Source organism: Halotalea alkalilenta, assembly GCF_001648175.1.
GTDB lineage: Bacteria > Pseudomonadota > Gammaproteobacteria > Pseudomonadales > Halomonadaceae > Halotalea > Halotalea alkalilenta_A.
In genome coordinates this window covers 2038571-2061690 of the sequence record NZ_CP015243.1, presented here as the reverse complement: position 1 = coordinate 2061690, position 23120 = coordinate 2038571, and the positions used below count along the sequence as shown (strand labels likewise).

At 64.6% G+C, this 23120-nt stretch carries 22 protein-coding genes; 3 read left to right on the top strand and 19 right to left on the bottom strand.

Annotated elements, in window-relative coordinates; genetic code table 11:
• Positions 1-11: 11 nt before the first annotated feature.
• The 3 genes from A5892_RS09085 to A5892_RS09075 all read right to left on the bottom strand — a co-directional run bounded on the left by A5892_RS09085 (position 12) and on the right by A5892_RS09075 (position 3361).
• The gene (locus A5892_RS09085; protein ID WP_223302844.1) at positions 12-1121 is read right to left on the bottom strand and encodes an alpha/beta fold hydrolase; all 1110 of its coding nucleotides are present in this window, start codon (positions 1119-1121) and stop codon (positions 12-14) included.
• Positions 1122-1519: 398 nt separating this feature from the next.
• Positions 1520-2302, bottom strand: a complete 783-nt coding sequence (locus A5892_RS09080) for an N-acyl homoserine lactonase family protein (RefSeq protein ID WP_064122535.1) — start codon at positions 2300-2302, stop codon at positions 1520-1522.
• Between the two features lie 84 nt (positions 2303-2386).
• Positions 2387-3361 (bottom strand): MBL fold metallo-hydrolase, encoded by a 975-nt coding sequence (locus A5892_RS09075; protein WP_223302843.1) that lies wholly within the window; start codon positions 3359-3361, stop codon positions 2387-2389.
• Positions 3362-3612: 251 nt separating this feature from the next.
• Between A5892_RS09075 and A5892_RS09070 the strand changes: the two genes are divergently transcribed.
• Positions 3613-4215 carry a helix-turn-helix domain-containing protein gene (locus A5892_RS09070; RefSeq protein ID WP_064124402.1) on the top strand — a complete coding sequence of 201 codons (603 nt, stop codon included), beginning with the start codon at positions 3613-3615 and terminating at the stop codon, positions 4213-4215.
• Between the two features lie 143 nt (positions 4216-4358).
• On the opposite strand, the gene A5892_RS09065 is transcribed toward A5892_RS09070, so the two are convergent.
• Positions 4359-5117, bottom strand: a complete 759-nt coding sequence (locus A5892_RS09065) for an alpha/beta fold hydrolase (protein WP_064122534.1) — start codon at positions 5115-5117, stop codon at positions 4359-4361.
• A gap of 185 nt (positions 5118-5302) precedes the next feature.
• Between A5892_RS09065 and A5892_RS09060 the strand changes: the two genes are divergently transcribed.
• Positions 5303-6739, top strand: a complete 1437-nt coding sequence (locus tag A5892_RS09060) for an HD domain-containing phosphohydrolase (RefSeq protein ID WP_064122533.1) — start codon at positions 5303-5305, stop codon at positions 6737-6739.
• Positions 6740-7007: 268 nt separating this feature from the next.
• Here the strand turns inward: A5892_RS09060 and A5892_RS09050 are convergent, their stop codons facing one another.
• The 9 genes from A5892_RS09050 to A5892_RS09010 all read right to left on the bottom strand — a co-directional run bounded on the left by A5892_RS09050 (position 7008) and on the right by A5892_RS09010 (position 15942).
• Positions 7008-8258 (bottom strand): MFS transporter, encoded by a 1251-nt coding sequence (locus A5892_RS09050; protein ID WP_064122531.1) that lies wholly within the window; start codon positions 8256-8258, stop codon positions 7008-7010.
• Positions 8259-8327: 69 nt separating this feature from the next.
• A complete protein-coding gene (locus A5892_RS09045) occupies positions 8328-9386 on the bottom strand; it encodes an SDR family oxidoreductase (RefSeq protein ID WP_064122530.1) in 1059 nt (352 codons plus the stop codon).
• 91 nt (positions 9387-9477) lie between these two features.
• A complete protein-coding gene (locus A5892_RS09040; RefSeq protein WP_064122529.1) occupies positions 9478-10824 on the bottom strand; it encodes an NTP/NDP exchange transporter in 1347 nt (448 codons plus the stop codon).
• 100 nt (positions 10825-10924) lie between these two features.
• Positions 10925-11416 carry a DUF1097 domain-containing protein gene (locus A5892_RS09035; RefSeq protein WP_064122528.1) on the bottom strand — a complete coding sequence of 164 codons (492 nt, stop codon included), beginning with the start codon at positions 11414-11416 and terminating at the stop codon, positions 10925-10927.
• 154 nt (positions 11417-11570) lie between these two features.
• The gene (locus A5892_RS09030) at positions 11571-12308 is read right to left on the bottom strand and encodes an SDR family oxidoreductase (RefSeq protein ID WP_064122527.1); all 738 of its coding nucleotides are present in this window, start codon (positions 12306-12308) and stop codon (positions 11571-11573) included.
• Positions 12309-12326: 18 nt separating this feature from the next.
• The gene (locus A5892_RS09025; RefSeq protein ID WP_064122526.1) at positions 12327-13235 is read right to left on the bottom strand and encodes an SDR family oxidoreductase; all 909 of its coding nucleotides are present in this window, start codon (positions 13233-13235) and stop codon (positions 12327-12329) included.
• A gap of 475 nt (positions 13236-13710) precedes the next feature.
• Positions 13711-14352 (bottom strand): TetR/AcrR family transcriptional regulator, encoded by a 642-nt coding sequence (locus tag A5892_RS09020; protein ID WP_150123516.1) that lies wholly within the window; start codon positions 14350-14352, stop codon positions 13711-13713.
• A gap of 45 nt (positions 14353-14397) precedes the next feature.
• On the bottom strand, positions 14398-15432 hold the full coding sequence (locus A5892_RS09015; protein WP_064122524.1) for an aldo/keto reductase: 1035 nt from the start codon (positions 15430-15432) through the stop codon (positions 14398-14400).
• A 96-nt stretch (positions 15433-15528) separates the two neighbouring features.
• Complete coding sequence (locus A5892_RS09010; RefSeq protein WP_064122523.1) at positions 15529-15942, bottom strand: RidA family protein; 414 nt, start codon at positions 15940-15942, stop codon at positions 15529-15531.
• Positions 15943-16095: 153 nt separating this feature from the next.
• On the opposite strand from A5892_RS09010, the gene A5892_RS09005 reads away from it, so the two are divergent.
• Positions 16096-16998, top strand: a complete 903-nt coding sequence (locus tag A5892_RS09005) for a LysR family transcriptional regulator (RefSeq protein WP_064122522.1) — start codon at positions 16096-16098, stop codon at positions 16996-16998.
• Between the two features lie 175 nt (positions 16999-17173).
• Here the strand turns inward: A5892_RS09005 and A5892_RS09000 are convergent, their stop codons facing one another.
• From A5892_RS09000 to A5892_RS08980, 6 genes are all read right to left on the bottom strand, one after another.
• Positions 17174-17767, bottom strand: a complete 594-nt coding sequence (locus A5892_RS09000) for a class I SAM-dependent methyltransferase (protein WP_223302841.1) — start codon at positions 17765-17767, stop codon at positions 17174-17176.
• A gap of 61 nt (positions 17768-17828) precedes the next feature.
• On the bottom strand, positions 17829-18485 hold the full coding sequence (locus A5892_RS08995) for a DedA family protein (protein WP_064122521.1): 657 nt from the start codon (positions 18483-18485) through the stop codon (positions 17829-17831).
• A gap of 690 nt (positions 18486-19175) precedes the next feature.
• Positions 19176-19550, bottom strand: coding sequence for a hypothetical protein (locus A5892_RS20725; RefSeq protein ID WP_223302840.1), 375 nt, complete (start codon positions 19548-19550; stop codon positions 19176-19178).
• 18 nt (positions 19551-19568) lie between these two features.
• On the bottom strand, positions 19569-20099 hold the full coding sequence (locus A5892_RS20720; protein WP_223302839.1) for an SDR family NAD(P)-dependent oxidoreductase: 531 nt from the start codon (positions 20097-20099) through the stop codon (positions 19569-19571).
• Positions 20100-20287: 188 nt separating this feature from the next.
• The gene (locus tag A5892_RS08985; RefSeq protein WP_223302838.1) at positions 20288-21439 is read right to left on the bottom strand and encodes an SDR family oxidoreductase; all 1152 of its coding nucleotides are present in this window, start codon (positions 21437-21439) and stop codon (positions 20288-20290) included.
• A gap of 217 nt (positions 21440-21656) precedes the next feature.
• Entirely contained in the window at positions 21657-22964 is a 1308-nt protein-coding gene (locus A5892_RS08980) for an NTP/NDP exchange transporter (protein ID WP_064122520.1), read from the bottom strand.
• Between the last annotated feature and the right edge of the window lie 156 nt (positions 22965-23120).

Sequence of the window (23120 nt, the reverse complement as noted above, 5' to 3'; positions counted from 1 at the left end):
CCTATGCACGTTCAATGCGATGGATAGCGCCTCTCCAGCCAGGCAATCGCCAGCCGGTTCAATTCCGCCGGCTTCTCTTCGGGCGTCCAATGCCAGCAATCGGCAAGCACATACCTGTCGAGATCCTTCACGTACGCATCCATTGCATCGGTCATGCTTGGCCTGAGAACCACGTCATTGGCCGCGGATACCATCAGCGAAGGCACATGGATGGTCTGGTCGATATCGCGTCCCGCATGCCAGTTGCGCGAAATATTGCGATACCAGTTGATACCCGGCGTGAAGCCGGTGCGCTCGAAGTGTCGGAGGTAGAAATTCAGCTCCTGTGCGTTCAGGACATCCCGCCCCGGAAGACGATCCGGCAGGGGCTGCCCGTAGTACGCCATGTGCCCCAGCTCAGGCGGCAGTTCGTCCCAATCGGCGCTGGTGATCAGGTCCTTGCGCAGCGCGCTTCGCAATGTGCCGCGCACGTCCTGGTTCATCACCTCGTCGGCCGCATTCCCGTCCTGGAACATCAGCACGTACATCTCGGGACGGTAGATTTCGCGCATTTGCGCGATCGGATCGACATTCGGATCGGCGACGAAGGTTCGCCCCTTCGGCAACACGGCGTTGACCAGCACCGGGTGCAGCCAGAGCATCCAGTGGGGAATGTGTGGTGTATTGAGCGCAATCACTCCGGCGACCCGCTCCTGGTAGAAAAGCGGCATCTGCCAGGCGAGCAGACCGCCCCAGTCATGGCCCATCAATACCGCCCGCTCCACCCCAAGCGCGTCGAGCAGGCCGACGAGATCCGCTGTCAGCTGGGCAACGTCATAGTCCTCGACCGCTTCTGGCCTGTCGCTCAGCCCATAGCCGCGCAGGTCGGGGACGATGATGCGATAGCCCGCGGCAGCGAGCGCGGGTATCTGATGGCGCCAGGTGTAGGCCAGCCCTGGGAAGCCGTGCAGCAAGACGATGGCCGGACCTGAACCGGCCTCATACACCGCCAGGTCGACCCCATTGGTTCTGACCATGCGAACCGGCGGCATGGTCGCCTGCAGGGCAAAAGCAGGCATGGCCGTGATCATCGCCGCCGCACCGAAACCTGCGAGCAGCGCCCTGCGAGAAAGATTGATCATGATTTTTCCTTGGAAATTACTCCGCAGCGGATGCGCAACGTCGTTCGCACCTGGTGCGAGCGCGGCGGTCGCGTTACGAAGGTGCTCGACGCAGGCACAAGGATCTCCATCACCGGACTAGATGCCCAGCGCGGCTCGGTCAGCAAAGTCTACCTTTGGTAAGTTACCATAGGTAGTATTAACTTTGAGCCGATGTTGTCAAGCGGGGAGTTCATTCGATGGAAAAACCGCCGAGGGCCAACGGAGCAGCGCAGCTGCTCGACGCGACCCTAGCGATGGCGCAGAGCGATGATGCATGAGGAGGCTACCGGCGCGTTGGCCGAGAGGGCCGGGGGGCGCGAACCAGCTCGCCTACGGCCGTTTAGAGCCGCAAGCGGCTCGAAAAGCGCTGCAAGCAGTCATTCGATCCAGCTTGGGGCATGGGCAAGCGTTGCGCTCTGCGCGATGTCATGGTTGATCCACAGCTTGGCGCCTTCCGCACGCAGCAGCGCGTCCACTTTTTCCATCGACGCAACGGTGGCGAAGCTGTCCACGTTGAACGAAGGGACGCAGCGGCAGCGGTAGTTGCCGCAGTCGTGCGCGATATCGCCGCTGAGCAGCACGGGGCCGGTTTTGGGCAGCCGGACCAGCAGCGAGCAGTGGCCCGGCGTGTGTCCGGGCGTTGCGATCATCCGTACCGTACCGTCGCCGAAGATGTCGTGGTCGCCTTCGACGAGCTCGGTGGGGTTGTCATCCAGCATCGAGTACAGCTCGGGCAGGTAGCCGAAGCGATCCGGTGCGGGCCCGAACATCGCCTCGTACTCGGCCTTCTGCACGATCCACTTCGCCTTGCGAAACAGGCGGCAATTGCCCACATGGTCGTAATGGGCATGGGAGATGACGAGGGTGCCGATTTCATCCGGCCTCACGCCGATGTCGGCGAGCTGCGACGCAATGGTCTTGTGAACCTTCGCGCGAATGCCGTGCGCCATGATCCGGCCATCCGGCTCGGCGACCAGATCGTCCTGCGTGCCCGTATCCCACAAAAGCCAGCCGCTGCGATGACGGATGAGATAGGCGTTGCAGCTAAGCCTCATGGGAACGCCCACATTGACGCCCGGCGAGTAGATCGACGCGTCATCGACCTCGGCAATCCCGCCGTCGAGGATGTAGATGCGCTCGATGTTGCCTGGTTCGTTCATGAAGCCTCCTGACACCGGTGGGTCGACGCAGCGTGATGCGTGATTTGCCCAGCCCTTCGATCAATCTTTCGATCAGTCTCTCAATCAGCTCAAGGGCTTAAAGGAGAATCCCTGTTCAGCTCTGGTGACGGAGCCGATGCCGGGAAAGTCGAGATGCGCTCCGGCGATGAGGTAGTCCGGCTGCGCGACCCGTTCGAGTATCGCCATTCTCGCCTCGCGCGCTCTCGACTGGTCGCCATCGAACTGCCATGTGATCTCTGGCCGTTCGAATTGAATGAAGGGGACGTGGACGATGTCGCCCCAGACCAGCAGGCGCCCCGCATCGCTTCTGACCTCGTATGCGGTATGCCCCGGTGAGTGCCCCGCAGCCTTGACCGCTGTGATCCGTTCACTGACCGCGAAGCCGTCATCGATGGGCACGAGGCGATCGCGCAGACCGCTCAATCGGCCGCTGAAAGCCGACGCCTCCTCCCTTGGCACGAATATTTGCCTGGCCTGCGGAAACGCTTGCGAACCGTCGGCGGCGATGAGGCCATTGAGGTGATCCGTATGCGTATGGGTCAAGGCGACGTGGGTGATGCTTTCGCTGTCGATTCCCGCCTCCCTCAACGCCTCCGGCAACCTGCCCATCGTCGGCTCCCAGCTATTCGATGCCCCGGTGTCGATCAGCACCGCACGCTGCTCATCGATGATGACGAAGGCGTTGACCGAGAGTCGCAGCTGACCATCCACCAGCGGCAGCCCATCGGGCAGCCTGTCCATCGCCTGGCCGCTCCCCTGGCGCAGTCTCGACGGGGGCATGTCGACATAGCCATCCCGTAGTGCGATGACTTTCAGCCCGCCAAAATCGAAAGACGCATGGTTCTGGCCCGAGGCGAGCAGCCCCATGGCGCCTGCGGATGATGTGGCGAAAACGGGGGGCGCCGCGGCGGTGGCCAGGGCGGCTGCGCAAAATCCAAGTACCTCCCTGCGCCGGGCGTCCATAGCCGGCTGCTTCATGGCGCTCAACCTCTGCTTCCAGTGGTCTGCCGCGTCTTTTCGCCAAAGCCTGTCGCTCATGCTCGTCTCCTTGCACCAGGGCCGTGTCCATTAACCGAGAGAAGAACTTATCTTCTTTAGAAGACAAGAACAACCCGGCCAACCGACCGCCTGCCCCGCAAGCGACCTGTCTTAACTCGACGATGAACTGCGCGGCTCGAGCGCCGCGAACAGCCGCCCTGAGCGCGCGGCGTCCAAGCTTGAACCGTTCTCCCATGGTGGAAGATAATGTCCGTTCATGCGCTCGAGCCGGTGGCCTACAGGGGGAGCCGTTGCACAGACAGCACACCAACGCGACCACGCCGGAAGAAGGCGAAGAACTGTCGCGCGCTTTCGGCGCCCGCGTCCGCAGACTGCGCGATGCCGCCGGGCTTACGTTGGAACAGCTGTCCCAGCGTTCGGGGGTCAGTCGCGCGATGCTGTCGAAGGTCGAGCGGGGAGAAAAGAATCCGACGATCGGCGTTGCGACGAGAATCGCACAGAGTTTGCAGACATCCTTGACCGAGCTGGTCGGGGGGAGCGTGGCCGGCGGGGCCGTAGCACTCCTGCGCAGGGCGGATCGCCCCATTTTTCGCGATCCCGAGACCGGCTTCGAGCGGCATATCGTCTCTCCTGCCACCGGCGGCGGACGCGTCGAGCTCATCTACCACGCCCTTCCCCCTGGCATTTCGACCGGGTTGCTCCCGGCCTATCCGGCAGGGACGGAAAAACAGGTCGTGGTCACCATCGGCAATCTCGTCGTCGAGTTCAAAGACACGAAGCAGTATCTAGGCCCGGGAGATGCGCTCTTCTTCCAGGCAGACGTAGACCACGCCTTCGCCAACCATACGGCTGAGCCGTGCGGCTACTTCATGGTCGTTTCGCGCGATCGGTGAGCAAACAGGGCGCGCTCGGGAAACCAGCGGCTCGTCATGCCTTGAAACCAAAGACGGACACGCAGGCCGATGGGCTGGGTGTCCGTAAAAGACTGCGAATCGGAACAGCACGGGTCAGTATGGCTGCGTTCGCGCCAGCGCTTTCACTCGGCGCTGGACACCGCGTCCAGAATCACACGTGCCACGTCCGCCGGCCGCGATTGCTGCGGCACATGGCTGGTGGGCAGCGAGGTGACCTTGGCGCCGATCTCGTTTGCCATCGTGTGCTGCAGTTCGGGCAGGATCATGCGGTCGTTCTCACCCACGATGTACCACGAAGGCTTGGTCTTCCAGGCCGGCGTCGACACCGCCTCGCCAAAGGCAGAGGCCTTGATCGGCCCTTGGGTGGCCGCCATGACGCGCGCCTGCTCGGCGGGAACGTCCTGGGCGAAATCCTCGGCGACCCCTTGCGGCGTCAGGCGCAGCCAGCCATGATCGTCCGCGACGATACTGGCCAAACCCGGCGGCACCGGCTGGTCATGTGTCAGCGACTCGACCGACTGTCCACCGTCGGGCACGTATGCCGCCACGTATACCAGATTGGAGACCTTAGGATGATTGCCCGCCTCGGTGATCACCACTCCGCCCCAGGAATGGCCGACCAGGACGACGTTGCCGGGCTGATTGTCGATGGCCCGTGTAGTAGCGGCCACGTCGCCGGCCAGCGATTCGAGCGGACTCTGGACCGCCTGCACCTGCACCCCTTCGTCCTGCAGCAACGAAATCACCTTGGCCCAGTCGGAACCGTCGGCGAAGGCACCGTGCGTGATCACGACCGAAGGCTGGGCGGCCAGCGCCGGTGCGGAAAAGCCCGTCACCAGGCTGAGGGTCAGGAAGGCGGTTGCGATACTATAGCGTTTCATGGAAAGACTCCTTTTACTGCGTTCTCAAGCATCGGAAGCCGTGCTTGTGGAGTTGCAGTATTCCGGGCCGGCGCTTCGACCGGCATCGGTCGATCAACCGATACCCGCCCGATGAGCGGTGCCGCTATAGTCCATCCCGCATCCGTTCCCTCCCCCATCACACCATCCATCTCACCACTGGCCTTATGGAACTGACCGATGCCGTTCTAGCGCTGGCTTTCGTCGGCGACCTCAGCATGGGGCGCGCAACCGACCATTCGCGCCGCACGGCCTGCCTGGCAGGCCTGCTCGCCGCAGCCGAAGGCGCTGGTCCCGCCGAGCAGAACCATGCTCGCGCGGTCGCGCTGCTGCGCTGGTCGGGCTGCACCGCCAATGCCAGCGGCTTCGCCGAACTGCTGGGCGACGACATTGCCTCGCGCGAAGCGATGATGGCGCAAACCCTGCCGCCATTGGATGCGCACACCCGCTCGCTGATCGTGCCGCTGGCCGTCATTCATTGCGAGATATCCGGCGATGTGGCGGCGAACCTGGGCCTGCCGCCTGAGGTGGAGGCAGGATTGCGCCACGCCTTCGAACGCCACGATGGCCTGGGGTCGCCGCAGGGTCTCGGCGCAGACGCGGTACCGCGCGCGACCTACCGGGTCAACGTGGCGAGCGACCTGGAGATACTCGCGCGCGCCCATGGGCGCGAACAGGCGCTGAAGTTCCTGCAAGCCGAGGCAGGCGCGAAGTACCCAGCCGACCTCACTATGCTTGCGATCGAACATGGCCTGCGCTGGCTCGACGACATGGAACTCATGCCCCCTCGCGTCTCGGACTGGGACCTCCGCGCCGGGGGAACCCAGACGCCTCCCCAGCTTACGCTGCTGGCGGACGTCGTGGAGCTCAAGCTGCCCTGGCTGGCCGGGCACTCCCGGCGAGTCGCGCACCTGGCCTGCCAGTGCGCCGAGCTCATCGGCATGGAGAAAGCCGAACGGGAGCTGCTGCAAGACGCCGCGCTGCTGCATGGCATCGGGCGGGCGGCGCTGCCCAACCAGCTCTGGAACACGCCGCCCGACCAGCTCTCTAGCCATCAGTGGGAGCAGGTCCGGCTGATGCCTTACTGGACCTCGCGAGCGGCACGCCAGATCCCTGGCCTGGGTCCCGCGACGGAACTCGCTTCCTACGCTTATGAACGATTGGACGGCAGCGGCTACTTTCGCGGCGTGGGGGGCGCGGCGCTGGCGACGTCGCATCGGGTGCTGGCCACGGCCGTCGAACTGCAAACGCTGGTCGAGGCGCGTCCATGGCGGCCCGCGCACACGCACCGGGAAGCGGCACGGATTCTCCGGGAAGAGGCAAGCTCCGGGCGCTTCGACGTCGACATCGTGGAAACCGCGATCATGGTGGCATCGGGCATCGCCCCTACGCGACCGGCGCCCGGCACCGGCACTGTGCTATCGCAACGCGAACTCGAGGTCCTGCGGCAGATCAGCCTCGGCGCGAGCAACAAGGAGGCCGCCCGCACGCTGGGTATCAGCCCCAGCACCGTAGGCACTCATGTCGAGAGCATCTTTCGAAAACTAGACTGCGCCACCCGGGCGGCGGCCACGCTCAAGGCGCTCACCGCGGGCCTGCTTTGACAGACTGCCGAAGTCCCCGACCGCCTGCCAAACCACTTGCCATGCCAGCCAGCGACCGCTGCGAAGCACCGCGTCGACGCGGCGACCGCCGCCATGTTCGCCAGCGCATCCAATGCGGACCTCGCTGATCTGCCGACTGTGAATCTCACGCTCCTGGCTACGATCTTCGGCACGGTCCGCAGTGTATTCGAGCGCAACCTCTCCTCCACCGAATGCGACAACGTGCTTGGCCAACTGATCTCGATGTGTACCACCTACTTGGCGGTCGTCAGGGTGCCTCAGCGCTGCGGCTGAACGAGGCTGATTCGGGGTAGCGCCCGAGCATGAGGATCAGCGCGTTCGCGAAGACGATCAGGCCGATGGATGCGACGAGAATGGGGTCGTAGTTCCCGGTCCAATCGACCAGGAACCCCCAGGCTGAAGCCGCAATGCCGACACCGACAGCGAAGAAGACGTAAACGCCGCCAAATATCTCGGAGTAGTGCTTGGAACCGAAGTACCTTCGGGTGATGTAGGCGATGATGTCCAGCTCCGCCCCAAGCGCGAGGCCGGCCATCACCGCGGCGAAGCCGACTGTTCCGAGCGACAGCGGCGCGGGCATCAGCAGGCAGGCGATGCCGACGACCGAGCCGGAGAAGTAGATGGCGCAGACGAGCGGCGCCCACATGCGGTCCATGAAGTAGCCCGCCGACAGTCGACCGACGATGATGGCGACCCCAAGCAGGCTGACGACCGTTCCGGTATCGGAGGCCGCGATGCCTTTTTCAGCGAGCAGCGGCGCGAAATTGGGAACCAGCCCGCCAACGGCGAGCGAGATCACGAAGACCGCCAGGTTGATGAACCAGAAGCGGTAGCTGCGGTAGGCCTGTCGCGGGGAAAGGCCATCCAGGACCGCTGGCGGGGGCGGCCTGCGCGTTTGCGCAGGCCCGGAGCTGCGGATGAAGGACAACACCACGATGCTCGCCAGAACCCACGCGATAAGTCCGAGGCTTGCATAGGTCCAGCGCCATCCGAAGGTGTCCAGTCCGAAGCGCACGTAAAGCGGCGCCAAGGCTGCCGCGACACCCGTTCCGCTCATGGTGATGCCGATGGCGAGCCCAAGGCGCACCCTGAAATACTGGCTCACCAATGCGGTCCAGGTGATCGGCAGGGAACCCGCGGCCAGAATCGACAAGGCGGCATAGCTCAGATACCAAAGGACGAGCGAGCCGGGGTTCAACGCCAAGAGCAGGTAGCCCAGGAAATGTCCGAACAGACCGAACAGGCCGACACGAAGCACGCCGAATCGCGACACCAGTTTTCCGGCCAGCGGTCCGGTGACGACACCCAGCAGCATGAGGATCATGTAGCTGGTGAAGAACTCGGCGCGCGTCCAGCCGAACTCGGCCGTCACTGGCTGGAAAAACAGGCCCTGGGTATAGAAGGTGATGGATAACAGGCCGCAGCCCGTACCAATCATCGCGGCCAGCAGAATGCGCCAGTAGCTCCTGACTTCCGAGGTGGTTGTTCCTGTGCTCATGGCTGCTGTCGTTCTCTTGGTGTGTTGGCAGTAGCGATGTTGGCGTCATCCATCAGCCGCCCAATGCGGTCAACGAACGCGCGGGGGGAAACCAGTACCGGAGATCTCCTCGGTGATCGTCCACAGCCGAGCGGCCGCTTCGGCATCCCCTGCAGCGGAAGGCACTGTGGCCAAGCCGAGCGGTCCACGCTGCTCGTTCTCACCGGTCGGCCCGTAGTAGGCACCGGCCTGCGCGTCGGGGGCGGTCGCGGCATACAGCGTGGGCAATGCCCCTTGAGCGGCGGAGTGATAGCTTTCGCGGTCCTCGGACCAGTTGCGTCCGAACTCGCTGTCGAAGCCTGGGCCACGCTCGATCAGCTCGGTCACCGCGACGCCGGGATGGGCGGCCATGCTCTGGATCCCCCAGCCCTCGGACTCGCTTCGCCGCTGAAGCTCGAACGCGAACATCAGGCCGGCCAGCTTGGACTGGGCGTAGGCCGCATAGGGGTCATAGGCCTGCGTCGATTGAAGGTCGTCGAAATTGATGCTGCCGCGATGGACAGCGATGCTGGATAAGGTCACGACGCGGGGAGCATCGCTTTCGCGCAACAGCGGCAGCAGCTCGGCGGTCAGGACGAAATGCCCCACGTAGTTGGTGGCGAACTGCATCTCGAGGCCATCCGCCGAGGTGGCACGCTCGGCAGGCGCCATGATGGCCGCGTTGTTGACCAGCCCATCGAGCCGGGGCAGCGTTGCGTTGAGGCGCTCTCCCAGTGCGCGCACCGAGTCCAGGTTGGCAAGGTCGAGCGCCTCGAACTGCAGCTGGGCTTCGGGTACTTCCTGCTTGATCCGAGCGATCGCTTCCTCGCCCCGCTGCGGATTACGGGCCGCGATCACCACCTGAGCACCCGCAGCGGCCAGGGCCTTGGCATCCTCGTACCCCATGCCGCTGGTTCCGCCGGTGACGAGGAAAATGCGCCCGTTCTGCGCAGGCATGTCGGCCAGGCTCCAGTCGGGGTCGGGCGCGCTTTGCGCAAGCGCACCGCCCGCGGCGAACGCGCAGCTCACCAGCACGCCAAGCGCGGCGAAACGGCTTAGCCATCCGCGACGGCGGCCGGGGGTGTCATCCATTCGCAACGTGTCGATCATTGTGTAGTCCTCACAGCGGGTTGGTTTTTCTACCTTTGGATTGCGGTAATGCTTTGGATTGCGCTGATGCGACGTGCGCCTCGGGGCCGGTTCATCCAGCGCGCGCACCGTCGGGGGATGCAGGCTCGGGCGAGCGCCGCGCCTGCGCGCGGCCCAGCCACAGCGCAAGCGCCGCCCACACCAGCGCCAGCGGCACCACCACGCTGACCAGTCCACCCATCGCAAACCCGAGACGCCCGAGCGCTCCTTCGGTCTGCGCACCGGCGACGTCACCGGCGCGGTAGACGAAGGTGTCGACGAAGGCCTTGGCCTTGTACTTCTCCTCGCGGCCCACCACGGTGAACAGCGCCTCACGCGCCGGTCGGGTGATGCCGCGCTGCACGGCGCGGTTGGTGGCCTCGAGCAGCACCAGCACCACGAACGAGCCGTAGATCGCAAGGCCGATGAAACCGAGCGCAGTGGCCACCGGCAGGATCGCCAGCGCCACGCCCAGGCCGAAGCGCTGGATGATCTTCCCGGTCAGGGTGAGCTGCAGCGCCAGCACCGCGACCTGCGTCCACATGTCGATGTTGCCGAGAAGCGCCGCGCGCGCATCCATGTCGTCCGCGACCTGCGCGACCATCTGCAGGCGGGTGAAGTAGACAAACGTCGCGAGGATGGTCATCAGCAGGATGTAGCCGGCAATGCCGGTCAGATAGGGCGAGCGGAACACCGCGCGCAGGCCCGCCCAGGCGCTGCCGCCGATGCGCTCGGACTCGTCGGCGGGTGCGGCCGTGGCGGCGGACGCATCGGTGCCCGCCCGGTCCGGCGCCACGTGCACCAGGAGCCAGGCCATGGCCAGCGCCAGCAGCAGGAACCCGCCGGCGACCAGCAGCAGGCTGGGGGTACCCAGCGGCTCGGCCAGCCGCGAGGTGAGCCAGGGGCCGAAGATCGCCCCGAGCGTGCCGCCGACCGAGATCAGGGCGAACAGGCGCTTGCCCTGGTCGCTGGTGAAGCGGTCGGCCAGCAGCGCCCAGAACACCATGGTGACGAACAGGTTGAACACGCTGAACCAGACGAAGAACACCTGGCCGCTGCGCTCGCCGATCGCGCCGGGCGCGAACATCAAAAGGCCCCAGAAGCCGGCAAGGCTCAGCACGAAGAAGCCATAGGTCGCGCTGATGAACTGCAGCCGCCGCAGGCGGCTGACCAGCCAGCCGAACAGCGGGTTCACCGCCAGCGTCACCAACGCGGTGCCGATGAACAGCCAACGGATGCTCTCGATGCCGCGCTCCATGCCCAGTGCATCGCGCGCGGGCCGCAGCAGCATCAGCGCGGTCAGTACGCAGAAGAAGAACAGCGCCGCGATCAGTACCGGCCCGATCTCCTCGCGGCGCAGGTTGAACAGGGTTTGCAGCGCGTGCGGCCGGCGTGCGTCGGGGATTGCAGGTCGGGTCATGGCGAGGGACTCCTGGCCGGAGCACGCCGGTATCCGGGACGAATTCGCCACCGGGAACATGCGAGGCGCGCTTTGGAAGACGAGGTCGCAGCATTCATGCTCAAGCGACCTTGAGCACTTGGCGCGGGATGAAGTGCGAGACCCAGGCCGCAATCGAGCCGAGCGTCGTGGCGCCGGCCAGGTGGACGACGCTCTCGAGAGCCGGCTCGAGATGCGCGGCGAACCAGGTCACGAGGCCGAGAAAGTAGCTCGGCAGGTTGTTCAGGACCGGCATGCCGCGGAGCGAGACCACGACCAAGGCGACCACGAACACGACCAGAGGCAGCGCCAGCGACACGCCCAGCGCCGGGGCCAGTGCGCCGCTGGCAAGCGCCGATAGCGCACCGATGCCCAGCCCGAGCCAGACGCACCCCAGGTTCTCGAACGTCGACCGGGTGGTCAGGCCGCGGGTGAAGAACGCGATCCAGCCGATGAACATCGCCCAGACCGGCAGCGAAAGCGCGAGCGCGCCAGCGGCGGCAAGAGCGGCGGTGACGGCGGCGGCGACGGTCACCGTGAGATAGCCGCGCGGTGAATCCTGGGAATGACTCATTCGTTTCTCCTAGAGCACTCGAGGTTTGAGATCGACCAGTGCGTCGGACTTACGCCGCTGCGCTGGGCCTTCACTCGCTGATGCACGGGTGAAGCAGGTTCTCCAGGCCGATGAGGCGCACTTCCATGTGCACGGTCGGCTGGGCGGGCGAAGATCAGTTCATGCCGCCATTCACGAAGATCGTCTGACCATTGATCCAGCGGGCGGGACCGGCGAGAAACGAGATCACCTCGGCAATCTCGGGCGGCTGCCCGATCCGATTGAACGGGTTGAGGCTTGCGATCCGCTCGATGAGCGCCTCGTCCTTGCCTGTGAGGAACAGCTCGGTGGCCACGGGACCGGGGCCGACCGCATTGACGGTGATGTCACGACCCTTGAGCTCGCGGGCGAGTACCAGGCTCAGGCCCTCGACCGCGCCCTTCGACATCGCATAGGGGCCATAGGCCGGCAGGGCTTGGCGCTCGGCCGCGGTCGAGATGTTGATGATCGCGCCTCCCGCACGCATCCGTCGTGCCGCCTCGCGCGAGACCAGGAAGGTTCCGCGTACGTTGATCGCGTGCATGCGGTCGAACTCTTCGACGGTGAAATCGATGACCGGCTTGGTGGTCATGATGCCTGCGCAGTTCACAGTGACGTCCACGCCGCCGAACTCCTGTGCGGTGAAGTCGAACAGCGCTTCGACCTGCGCCTCGTCCGCGACGTCCGCCTTGAAAGGCCTGGCCTCGCCGCCGGCCGCCGTGATGGCATCGACCGTCTGCTTGGCTGCGGCCTCGTTGCCGGCGTAGTTGATGATGACGGCAAGCCCGTCCTTGGCCAGCCGCTCGGCCGCGGCTCGGCCGAGGCCCCGCGAGGAGCCAGTGACGATGGCGACACGACGATTGATGGTGGACATGATTCCTTCTCCTGTTCTTCAGTTGGCGATATTGCGGGGGGCGGCCTTGAGCAGATCGCCGAGGTCGACACGGCGCAGGAACTCGGCGCGCACACGTTCCATGACCGCGTCGACGACCTCGCAACCGTCCTCGGACAGATCGACGTAGACACGAAACGGCCGAGCCCCGGCGGGCGAAGCGAGCAGCCCTGCGATCGCGTCGGCGACCAGCTGCGGATCGTTGTCGTCCGGCTCGAGGCGCTCGATCCCCTTCATGACGACGTCGGGAACGACGGCGTAAGGCCCTCGTGCATACTCAGCTGCGACCGCGTAGTCGGCCGGCTGGCCGGCATGGTCGAAGTGGCTTGTCCCGCTGGTGAACACCCCGGGCATCACGATGGTGGACCCGATGCCCCAACGAGCGAGCTCATAAGCGTAGGTGACGGCGAGCGAATCCATCCCCGCCTTGGCGGCAAAATAGGGGCCGAGGAACGGCGGAATGCCGCCACGCACGCTCGAAGACGACACCCAGACCAGGTAGCCGGTGCCGCGTTCGCGCATGTGCGGGAGTACCGCGCGATTGACGCGCTGCGTGCCGAGCACGTTGACGTCATAAAGCTGCGCGAGCTGCTCGGCGGTGAAGGCCTCGGTAGGACCGAAGGTCATATGCCCGGCGTTATGGACCACGACGTCGATCGCCCCCTGCTCGGCGATGATCGTCTCGATCGCCTGGTCGACCACCGGTTGAAGCTGGATGTCGAGCTCGATGGGATTGAGCACGACGCCGTTGTCAGCCGCGAACTTCGCCGCCTCCGCCACCTTCGAGGCGTTGCGCCGTGCGATGTCTCGCATGCCGGCGTAGACGATGTGCCCCTGACGGGCCAGCGTTTGCGCAATCAGCGAGCCGAAACCGCTCGACGCTCCAGTGATGAGAATTACTTGAGACAATGTGTTTCTCCACAGTCAGGGGGAATCCGCCTGAGTCGGTCGCCGGCAGCGAACATCGATGCGAGACGCCGAACCGTTGGATTAGAGGAGCTGCTGTTTCCGCTTAGCATGATGATGGAATATGTTCCGTACGATAAGACGTACTAATCCGAACGACATGTACGAAATAACGCACAATTAGCTCGAGGGCTTGCCAGTGGCCAGGCATTCAGCCGGCGCTGAATGGATGTCGATGCGACGCTCGATATCTCAGCGGGAAAGGGGTCAGCTCTTCTGAGGGGTCTTCTTGCATGGCCAGAGCTTGGTGGGTCGGGGCCAAACGAGAGCGCCGCGGCTGAAGGCCGCGGCGCATTGCATAGAAGCGATCACAAGCCGCAAGGCTGGCCTGCTCGAACATCACCGCCCGTCGGTCGCGGGGCTGCAGGCCGGCGGATGCCGAGCGACAGGGGCCGGGCGCAGTCGGGGCCAGCTCGGTTTAGGAGGCAGGCGGAGTAGTGCGCTCTTTCGGCGCTCCCTCCTCCTGTATGGCCTGGGCATAGCGCAGGCCATCGACCAGCAATTCGACCATCTTGCTCAGGTGGCCGGGCTCCTCGTCATGGCCGCCTCGGCCCAAGGCAGCGACCGCCTGGAGCAGTTCGCTCGCCTTGTAGCCCCGACGGATGGCCTCGGACTCGATGGCGGCGTCCAGCAGCATCTGGAGCGCAGGTCCGAGACGGGAAAAGAAATAGCCAGGCAAGGCGCTATAGGCCGGGTCGCTGGAGTTGAGCCCTCTTGCCAGGCCGCGCTTGGTCGAGATGAAATCCGCGAAACGCCGCATCCAGCCGGCGAGCGCCTCGAAGGGCTGGTACTGCTCCGCGAGAATCTCGGCCGCATCCGCGCACTCATCCACCTGGCTGCGATAGACCGCAACGATCAGATCCGAGCGCTGCGGAAAATGACGGTAAACCGTTCCAAGTCCAACGCCAGCCCGCTGCGCGATCTCACGAACCGGCGCATCGACGCCTGACTCGGTGAAGACCTCCAACGCCGCCTTCACCAGAGCGGCCTTCTTTCTCTGCGCATCGGCGCGCTTGGGGCGAGGCGTGCCCTCGCCCTGCTCCTGCCGGCTTGCCGCCATTATCGCTGGTCCTATCGTTCATCTGGGACCTCGAGCATACACCGATCAAGCAGCCGCCCGCTCGGACACCGGGCGGCGGCGAAGCTCGGGCTGCTTGATTGCGGGCGGCACGTAGGCCGAGCCTTCCAGCGGTGCGATGTCCGCTCCGGGCGGGACGATCTCGTCGATCCGATCGAGCAGCGCGTCATCGAGCGCAACGCCCGCCCCAGCCAGCAGGTCGTCGAACTGCTCCATCGTGCGCGGACCGATGATGGCCGAGGTGATACCAGGGTGGGATAGCACGAAGGCGATCGCCATGTGGATCAACGGCACGCCGGCATCCTGCGCCAGCGCGACGAGCTGCTCGACGGCTTCCAGACTGTGGGCGTCCGACATCAATTTCGGGAAGTACTTCGCCCGCAGCGTGTCGGGCGTCGGTTGGCCCTTGCGATATTTCCCCGAAAGCATACCCTTGGCCAGCGGGCTCCAAGCCGACACCCCCATCCCGTAGCGTTGGCACGTCTGCAGGATAGCATTTTCGATCCCGCGGTTGAGGATCGAGTACGGCTGCTGCTCGATTCGAAAGCGAGAGAGGCCGCGCCGCTCGGCCACCCATTGTGCCTCGACGATGTCGGCGGCGGGAAAAGTGGAGGTGCCGATCGCACGGACCTTGCCCGCGCGCATCAGGTCGTCGAGGACGAACAGTGTTTCCTCGATGTCGGTATCGGGCACCGGACGATGGAGCTGGTAGATGTCGATGTAGTCCGTCTGCAGCCGGCGCAGGGAATCCTCCACCGCGCGGGTGACCCAGCGGCGCGAGCCGCCCTGCTGGTTCGGGTCTTTCCCCATCGGATGATAGAACTTGGTAGAGAGCACGACGCTGTCGCGCCGCCCCTGCAGCGCCTTGCCGACCACCTCCTCCGAGCCCCCTTGGCTGTACGCATCGGCGGTGTCGATGAAGTTGATTCCGGCATCGAGCGCCTTATGGATGATCCGGGTGGTCTCATCGTCATTGGAGTTTCCCATGGCGCCGAACATCATGGCGCCGAGGCAGTAGGGGCTGACCTTGATACCGGTGCGGCCTAGCGGACGATATTGCATCTTCACCTCCTCCTCTCGCGTTTGGACCATCGACCTCTTGGCCCAGGGCACAAGAGGAACATCGTTCCAGTTTTATATGGAACAATGTTCCGACTGTCAAGCCGGGGCGTTGCCGCTTTCAGGCAGGCGTGCGACCACCTTGATCTCGAAATGGAAGCCATACAGCCAGGTGACGCCGACCCCTGTAAGGGTTGGGTGAGGCGCGTCGCCCCAATAGTCCGGCAGCACCTTCCAGACGGTGTCGAGCGTGGACTGGGGATCGACGAGAAACACGGTGACATCGACCACGTCATCGAAGGTGCAGCCACCCGCTTCGAGCACCGAGTTCAGGTTATCGAAGGCCCGGCGGATCTGCGCCTCCAGCTCTGGCTCCGGCGAGCCATCATCGCGGCTACCGACCTGGCCCGAAACGAAAAGGAAACCGTTCGAGCGGACTGCGGGGGAATAGCGATTACGTTCGTACAGGGCTTGGCGCCCGGCTGGAAAAACAGCATCACGGGATACGGTCATGGCGGGAGCTCTCGCTTGGCGGCGGGTAGCCGTCGGTTTCAGTGCAAACGAAGTGATCACTGTAGGCCGCGCACCCATGCCGATAAATCCTCGCGCCCACCCAACAGTATTCATAAAATACGAACAATCAGAGCCTACAATTGGAAACAAAAGATGGATCGGTTCGATGCCATGCAAGTGTTCGCCCGGGTCGTGGAGACCGGCAGCTTCACCAAAGCGGCGCAAACGATGCACATCAGCCGGGCGACCGCGACACAGCTGGTACAGAAGCTGGAGGCACGTCTGCAGGTGAAGCTGTTCAGCCGGACCACCCGCAAGGTCAAGGTCACCGACACCGGCGCGGCCTTCTATCAGCGGGTGATACGGCTGCTCGCGGACCTGGAAGAGGCGGAAAACGGCGTCTCGCAGGCCCACGGGCTGGTCGAGGGCCGGCTACGCGTCGACGTGCCGAGCCCACTGGCGAGGATGATCCTGGTGCCGGCCTTGCCAGCGTTTCACCAACGCTATCCCGGCATCCAGATCGACATGCGCGTCAGCGACCGCGCGGTCGATCTTCTGGACGAGAACATCGACTGTGTCATCCGCGGCGGCCCTGTTTCCGATCAGTCATTGGTCGCCAAGCGCTTGGGAGAACTTCAGCTGCGCACCTATGCGGCCCCCGCGTACGTGCGTCACGCCGGCGAACCGGCTCATCCCAAGGAGCTGGAAGGACCGCTCCACCGGGTCGTGGGCTATTTATGGGCACACAAGAACCTGCACTTCCCCTATGCCATGCGTCGAGGCGCGGAGTTGGTCAACATCCGCGGCAGCTATGCGCTGGCGGTAGATGACGGCAATGCCTATCTGGCTGCAGGTTTGGCAGGCCTGGGCATCGTCTGGCTACCGGATTATATGGCCCGGGAACAGGTGGCACGGGGCGCACTCACCCGATTGCTGGCGGACTGGCGGCTCGATCCCATGCCGCTGCATGCGGCGTTTCATCCCAGCCGACGCAGGAGCGCCAAGCTGCATGCATTCATCGATTGGGTGAGCGAGATCGTCTCCACCGTCAGTTGAGTCCCGTGAGTGCGGCCAGCGCGGAGCCAGCCGCATGGCTCGACCGCCAGGCTTGGAAGCCAGTACCTGACTCACCCAAGTGCGAACCGCAGCAGCTGACCTCACGGGAGGTCGTCGCGCACCTCCTGTGCGGGGCAACCGAGCTGCACACCCGCTATAGCGGCCCGCCCTACGGTCAGAGACCCGTTTCGGGAGCGCGTCGGCGCAAGCGATAGACCGCCGCGGGGGGAATGTTGGCAAGCGTTCCGCCGATGCGCTCCGCCTCGAGCCCGAGGCGGTCCAGCAACCTGCGCGGAACCGGGCAGCTTGGGCCATAGGTGAACTGATAGAAAGCACCATCCACTCTCATCTTACGGAACGCACCGGCCAGGATCGCGATTATCTTGCGCGGCGGCATCGACAGCAGAGGTAGCCCGCTGACGACGGCACCGGCGAGCCTGCCATCGAAGAGATCGACGGTACGCAGACGAGTAGCGTCCATCCACAGCGTGCGCGCTTGCGGATAGCGGAAATGGAGCGCGGCGGCGAACTCGGATCCGAACTCTATCAGCGCGAGGTCTTCCTGCCTGACACCGCCGGCGATCAAGGCCCGAGTGAACGAGCCAGAGCCCGGCCCCAGCTCGATGACCGGTCCGGTATCGTGCGAGATTTCGGAGGTGATGAGACTGGAGAGTGCGCGCCCGGACGGTGCGATGGCGGCGACGCGCAGAGGGCTCTTGAGCCAGGCCTGGAAGAAGCCGAGCGCCTCGGTCAAATTCTGGTGCTTCATGGAAAATTACCTCGAACACGTTTTGCGAGGGGACGACGACGGCGTGACCGATCGCTTGTCATTACGGGGTGCCACCAGGACAACGCACAGAGCGACATCCCGACTTGCGCCGAGCTCGAATCCATCGTGCGATCCAGAGCAGAGCCACTTCCGCGACGAGCAGGCAGCCAAGGGCGGCCAGGGCCAGAACCGTCGTATTCGACGCCTCGATCGAGCGCGAGGCTTGATATCCGATGCCGATGAACAGGCCGTTCCAGATCGCGATACCGGCGGTCGAGGCGACCAGGAAGCTGCGCGAGTTCCCTCGCAGAAGGGCGGCGAAGGCCGGGGCGAAAAGCCTGACGGTTGGCACGAGTTGGAGCGAGAAAGCCAGCACGGTCTGATTTCGACGCACGGACACGATTCCGTTCTCGATGCGCTCGGCGGACAAGCCGAAGAGCCTGCCAGCCTTGATCAGAAAGCGCGTGGATCGCGCCTCGTCCAGCTGCCTGACGGCGTAGAAGCAGGCCGCGCAGCCGAAGACGCTACCCACGAAGGTTGTAAGGAACGCGGTCGAAAGCGACCAGACGCCCTCCGCAGCGGCGATGCCGACAGCCAGCAGTAGCCCGTATGAAGGCACCAGGGGAATGAAGCGCTCCAACAGTGCGATGGCGAAGAGACCGATCAGGCCGTAAGCGCTGATCCACACCATCACCGTATCCACCGGGTCGAAATCCATAAGCCGTCTCTCTGTGTCGAACGCTCTTGTATCGAACGTTGCCGCCGCGGATGGGAGCAGCCACCGAACACGCCTGTGCGCGAGAAGGGGTTTTCTGTGACCTTCGGGCTGGCAGTCGACAGGGGGCACGTGGTCACTCCCTTCGAAGCAGCGAAAGGGGCAGCCCCCTAATTCGATCTCAGACTGTGGTGGACGAACCTGCGCTCAGCGGCGGCGACGGTGCCTTTGCCGATATGGAGGGAGTTCGCTCCATCGCCCGTGGCCACAAGAGGAACGATGCTCCGTTCTTATATGGAACATTGTTCCGTAAGTCAAGGTAAGGAATCGCCCAGTATCCCAGGCCCCCGGTCGTCGACCGAAGCGCAGGCGGAGCATTGCCGACATCGGGGATCTTCGCCCATCACGTACCAGCGAAGGACAAGCGCTTTCGTAGTCCTACACCTCTTCCTCGGCTCGATGAGATCCGGTTTTGCCCAGGCCAGACCGAAGATAGGCGCTGTCGATAGCGCGATCCATGCTGGATAGTCCGGTTTATATCCGCGATCGTCCGGCGCCCCTTTCTTCCACTCCCCCGCTGAAGACCCGCCGGCAGCCTGGCCGTGCCCTGCTGGTAACGAAAACGGCCGCCACGCAGCGACGTTGCGTGCTCTCCCCCACAGCGCCTTGCCATCCTCGAATGCTGAAGCCCCGCTAAGCACCGGAGGAAAAGTCGACTTCGGTAAGTCGCTGCGACTCCATCCATAACCTTGCAGCGTCGCCCGTATCCAATGCCTGCGGCGGTACTTTGGCGAAGGCGGGATAGCCTCGAATCTCGTGTAACTTGTCAGGCCCGTAGTAAGCGCCGCCCTGAGCCTGCGGCGAGGTCGCGGCGAAGAGCGTCGGCAACGCGCCCTGCTCCGCCGGCTGGAACAGGAACCACAGGAAACGACGCAGCACGCCCGCAGCGCTCCTTGCGCCGGAGCCATTGGGGATCAGCTCGGTGCGAGAAACGCCCGAATGGGCGGCAATGCTCTGGATGCCCCAGCCGCCGGCATCGCTGCGACGTTGCAATTCCAAAGCGAACATCAGGCAGGCCAATTTCGATTAGCTGTAGGCGAGCATCGGCCTGTAGCTGCGCTGCGACTGGAGGTCGTCGAAGTGGATGGCGCCCTGTCGAGCGGCGATGCTCGAGAGACTGACGACGCGGGGCGTGTCGCCTTTGCGCAGCAGCGGCAGAAGCCGGGCGGTCAAGGCAAAGTGGCCCAGGTAGTTCGTGCCCAACTGCAGCTCGAATCCGTCGGACGTCACCTGACGCGCCGGTGGCGTCATCACCGCCGCGTTGTTGATCAGCAGGTCGAGGCCACCGATCGAGGAGCGCAGCCGCTCGCCGAATGTCACGATGGAATCGAGGCTGGCGAGATCCACTGCTTCGAAACTCACATTCGCGTTGACAACGCTCTGGCGAATCCGATCGACCGCACACGCCCCCTTCGACGGGTTCCGGCCAGCGATGATGACGTTGGCGCCGGCGCGGGCCAGAACCAACGCATCTTCGAACCCAAGGCCGCCAGTGCCAGTGACGATGGCGGTGCGGCCGCGTTGGGAAGGGATATCGGAAGCCGTCCAGTTGGACATGGTCTTTGCCTTGGGTGAAATGGGAAAGCGATCCAAACGAAAATAAATGCATCAGGTGCAACTTATAATGCACTTAGTGCAAAAACACAACGGCCATCCGAACATCCTCGGACTGAATGATTGGATGCCGGCGCCGAAAGAGGACGCGGCCGACGTAGCCCAGCTGGGCGATGCGATCAACGTAGGTGTCAGGGGAAACGCGTGCCGGTGATCTCTTCACTGATCGTCCACAGACGAGCCGCCGCCGCCGAGTCGCTGGCTGCAGCGGGAACGCTCGCCAGACCGAGCGGCCCACGGATTTCCTGCTCGCCCGTCGGGCCGTAGTAGGCCCCGCCCTGTGCCTCCGGCGCGGTCGCGGCGTACAGCGTGGGCACGGCTCCCTGGGCCGCGGTCTGGAGGTGCTCGCGGTTGCTGGACCACTGGCGTCCCTGTTCGCTGTCCAGGCCGGGACCGCGCGCGACCAGTTCGGTCACCGCGACGCCGGGATGGGCGGCCATGCTCTGGATCCCCCAACCCTCGGCCTCGCTTCGCCGCTGAAGCTCGAATGCGAACATCAGGCATGCCAGCTTGGACTGGGCATAGACCACCATCGGGTCATAGCCCTGAGTGGACTGAAGGTCATCGAAATTGATGCCACCCCGGTGAACGGCAATGCTGGACAGGGTGACCACCCGGGGAGCATCGCTTTCGCGCAACAGTGGTAACAGCTCGGCGGTCAGCACGAAGTGCCCCAGGTAGTTGGTGGCGAATTGCATCTCGAAGCCGTCCGCCGAGGTGCCACGCTCGGGAGGCGCCATGATGGCCGCGTTGTTGATCAAGCCATCGAGCCGGGGCAGCGTTGAGCCGAGACGTTGGGCCAGTGCACGGACCGAGGACAGATCAGCCAGGTCGACGGCTTCGAACCGCACCTGGGCGCCAGGCACTTCCTGTTCGATCCGATCGATCGCCTCCTGGCCCCGCTGAGGGTTGCGCGCCACGATCACCACCTGGGCACCTGCGGCCGCCAGGGCCTTGGCATCCTCATAGCCCATCCCACTGGTTCCGCCGGTGACGACGAAAGTTCGCCCTGCCTGCGACGGCATGTCCAGCGCGTTCCAGTCGGCTTTGGGCTGCTCCTGGGCGAAGGCGCTCCCGGCCATGACGGTGAAAAGCAGTGTCAGACCAAAAGCCACGAGGCGTTTCAGCCGGGCAGAGAAATTCGTCCGCATGACCTTGAATGACCGATATGCCAGCGTTGGATTTTCGTCATTGCCCGAGTCCGAGGAATGGCGATTTCCACTCCGATGTCCGGTGAACGGCGTGAGATGAGGATGGCTTTTGTTCATCATATTGATTTTCACTGCGCGGCCTCTTTATTTGTGCACTGAGTGACTAATTTAAATGCACCTGGTGCAAAATTCAATGAGCGCACAGCTGCCTGACCCTCTCCCAGGCTGAAGGCTTGCACTGCGCAAATCCAAGCGCCATAGGACACGTCAACGCATCGTCGAAGCCGGCCGCGCTCGCTCCTCGCACACGACGGCGAGAGCACGCCGTTGGCCTTAAAGCCCGGCGGCGTCAGCGCCGCGCCTGCGCGCGGCCCAGCCACAGCGCCAGCGCCGCCCACACCAGCGCCAGCGGCACCACCACGCTGACCAGTCCACCCATCGCAAACCCGAGACGCCCGAGCGCTCCTTCGGTCTGCGCACCGGCGACGTCACCGGCGCGGTAGACGAAGGTGTCGACGAAGGCCTTGGCCTTGTACTTCTCCTCGCGGCCCACCACGGTGAACAGCGCCTCACGCGCCGGTCGGGTGATGCCGCGCTGCACGGCGCGGTTGGTGGCCTCGAGCAGCACCAGCACCACGAACGAGCCGTAGATCGCAAGGCCGATGAAACCGAGCGCGGTGGCCACCGGCAGGATCGCCAGCGCCACGCCCAGGCCGAAGCGCTGGATGATCTTCCCGGTCAGGGTGAGCTGCAGCGCCAGCACCGCGACCTGCGTCCACATGTCGATGTTGCCGAGAAGCGCCGCGCGCGCATCCATGTCGTCCGCGACCTGCGCGACCATCTGCAGGCGGGTGAAGTAGACGAACGTCGCGAGGATGGTCATCAGCAGGATGTAGCCGGCAATGCCGGTCAGATAGGGCGAGCGGAACACCGCGCGCAGGCCCGCCCAGGCGCTGCCGCCGATGCGCTCGGACTCGTCGGCGGGTGCGGCCGTGGCGGCGGACGCATCGGTGCCCGCCCGGTCCGGCGCCACGTGCACCAGGAGCCAGGCCATGGCCAGCGCCAGCAGCAAGAACCCGCCGGCGACCAGCAGCAGGCTGGGGGTGCCCAGCGGCTCGGCCAGCCGCGAGGTGAGCCAGGGGCCGAAGATCGCCCCGAGCGTGCCGCCGACCGAGATCAGGGCGAACAGGCGCTTGCCCTGGTCGCTGGTGAAGCGGTCGGCCAGCAGCGCCCAGAACACCATGGTGACGAACAGGTTGAACACGCTGAACCAGACGAAGAACACCTGGCCGCTGCGCTCGCCGATCGCGCCGGGCGCGAACATCAAAAGGCCCCAGAAGCCGGCAAGGCTCAGCACGAAGAAGCCATAGGTCGCGCTGATGAACTGCAGCCGCCGCAGGCGGCTGACCAGCCAGCCGAACAGCGGGTTCACCGCCAGCGTCACCAACGCGGTGCCGATGAACAGCCAACGGATGCTCTCGATGCCGCGCTCCATGCCCAGCGCATCGCGCGCGGGCCGCAGCAGCATCAGCGCGGTGAGTACGCAGAAGAAGAACAGCGCCGCGATCAGTACCGGCCCGATCTCCTCGCGGCGCAGGTTGAACAGGGTTTGCAGCGCGTGCGGCCGGTGCGGCTCGGGTGTCGTGGTTCGGCTCATGGGTAGGCTCCTGGCCCGGAGCACGCCATAGAGACGCGCATTGACGTTTGGTTGGCGTGGTACGTCTGCCACTGCGTGGCGCTGAGCTCTCCGCCGCCCGCCCATAGGCGAGCGGGCGTGCATCGGAGACGGCCCACTGACCATGGTCTTTACCTT

Bases quoted from the DNA above. Each gene is read 5' to 3' on its own strand.
- A5892_RS09085 (WP_223302844.1), bottom strand. From the start codon at position 1,121: ATGATCAATCTTTCTCGCAGGGCGCTGCTCGCAGGTTTCGGTGCGGCG.
- A5892_RS09080 (WP_064122535.1), bottom strand. From the start codon at position 2,302: ATGAACGAACCAGGCAACATCGAGCGCATCTACATCCTCGACGGCGGG.
- A5892_RS09075 (WP_223302843.1), bottom strand. From the start codon at position 3,361: ATGAGCGACAGGCTTTGGCGAAAAGACGCGGCAGACCACTGGAAGCAG.
- A5892_RS09065 (WP_064122534.1), bottom strand. From the start codon at position 5,117: ATGAAACGCTATAGTATCGCAACCGCCTTCCTGACCCTCAGCCTGGTG.
- A5892_RS09060 (WP_064122533.1), top strand. From the start codon at position 5,303: ATGGAACTGACCGATGCCGTTCTAGCGCTGGCTTTCGTCGGCGACCTC.
- A5892_RS09050 (WP_064122531.1), bottom strand. From the start codon at position 8,258: ATGAGCACAGGAACAACCACCTCGGAAGTCAGGAGCTACTGGCGCATT.
- A5892_RS09045 (WP_064122530.1), bottom strand. From the start codon at position 9,386: ATGATCGACACGTTGCGAATGGATGACACCCCCGGCCGCCGTCGCGGA.
- A5892_RS09040 (WP_064122529.1), bottom strand. From the start codon at position 10,824: ATGACCCGACCTGCAATCCCCGACGCACGCCGGCCGCACGCGCTGCAA.
- A5892_RS09035 (WP_064122528.1), bottom strand. From the start codon at position 11,416: ATGAGTCATTCCCAGGATTCACCGCGCGGCTATCTCACGGTGACCGTC.
- A5892_RS09030 (WP_064122527.1), bottom strand. From the start codon at position 12,308: ATGTCCACCATCAATCGTCGTGTCGCCATCGTCACTGGCTCCTCGCGG.
- A5892_RS09020 (WP_150123516.1), bottom strand. From the start codon at position 14,352: ATGGCGGCAAGCCGGCAGGAGCAGGGCGAGGGCACGCCTCGCCCCAAG.
- A5892_RS09015 (WP_064122524.1), bottom strand. From the start codon at position 15,432: ATGCAATATCGTCCGCTAGGCCGCACCGGTATCAAGGTCAGCCCCTAC.
- A5892_RS09010 (WP_064122523.1), bottom strand. From the start codon at position 15,942: ATGACCGTATCCCGTGATGCTGTTTTTCCAGCCGGGCGCCAAGCCCTG.
- A5892_RS09005 (WP_064122522.1), top strand. From the start codon at position 16,096: ATGGATCGGTTCGATGCCATGCAAGTGTTCGCCCGGGTCGTGGAGACC.
- A5892_RS09000 (WP_223302841.1), bottom strand. From the start codon at position 17,767: ATGAAGCACCAGAATTTGACCGAGGCGCTCGGCTTCTTCCAGGCCTGG.
- A5892_RS08995 (WP_064122521.1), bottom strand. From the start codon at position 18,485: ATGGATTTCGACCCGGTGGATACGGTGATGGTGTGGATCAGCGCTTAC.
- A5892_RS20725 (WP_223302840.1), bottom strand. From the start codon at position 19,550: ATGTTCGCTTTGGAATTGCAACGTCGCAGCGATGCCGGCGGCTGGGGC.
- A5892_RS20720 (WP_223302839.1), bottom strand. From the start codon at position 20,099: ATGTCCAACTGGACGGCTTCCGATATCCCTTCCCAACGCGGCCGCACC.
- A5892_RS08980 (WP_064122520.1), bottom strand. From the start codon at position 22,964: ATGAGCCGAACCACGACACCCGAGCCGCACCGGCCGCACGCGCTGCAA.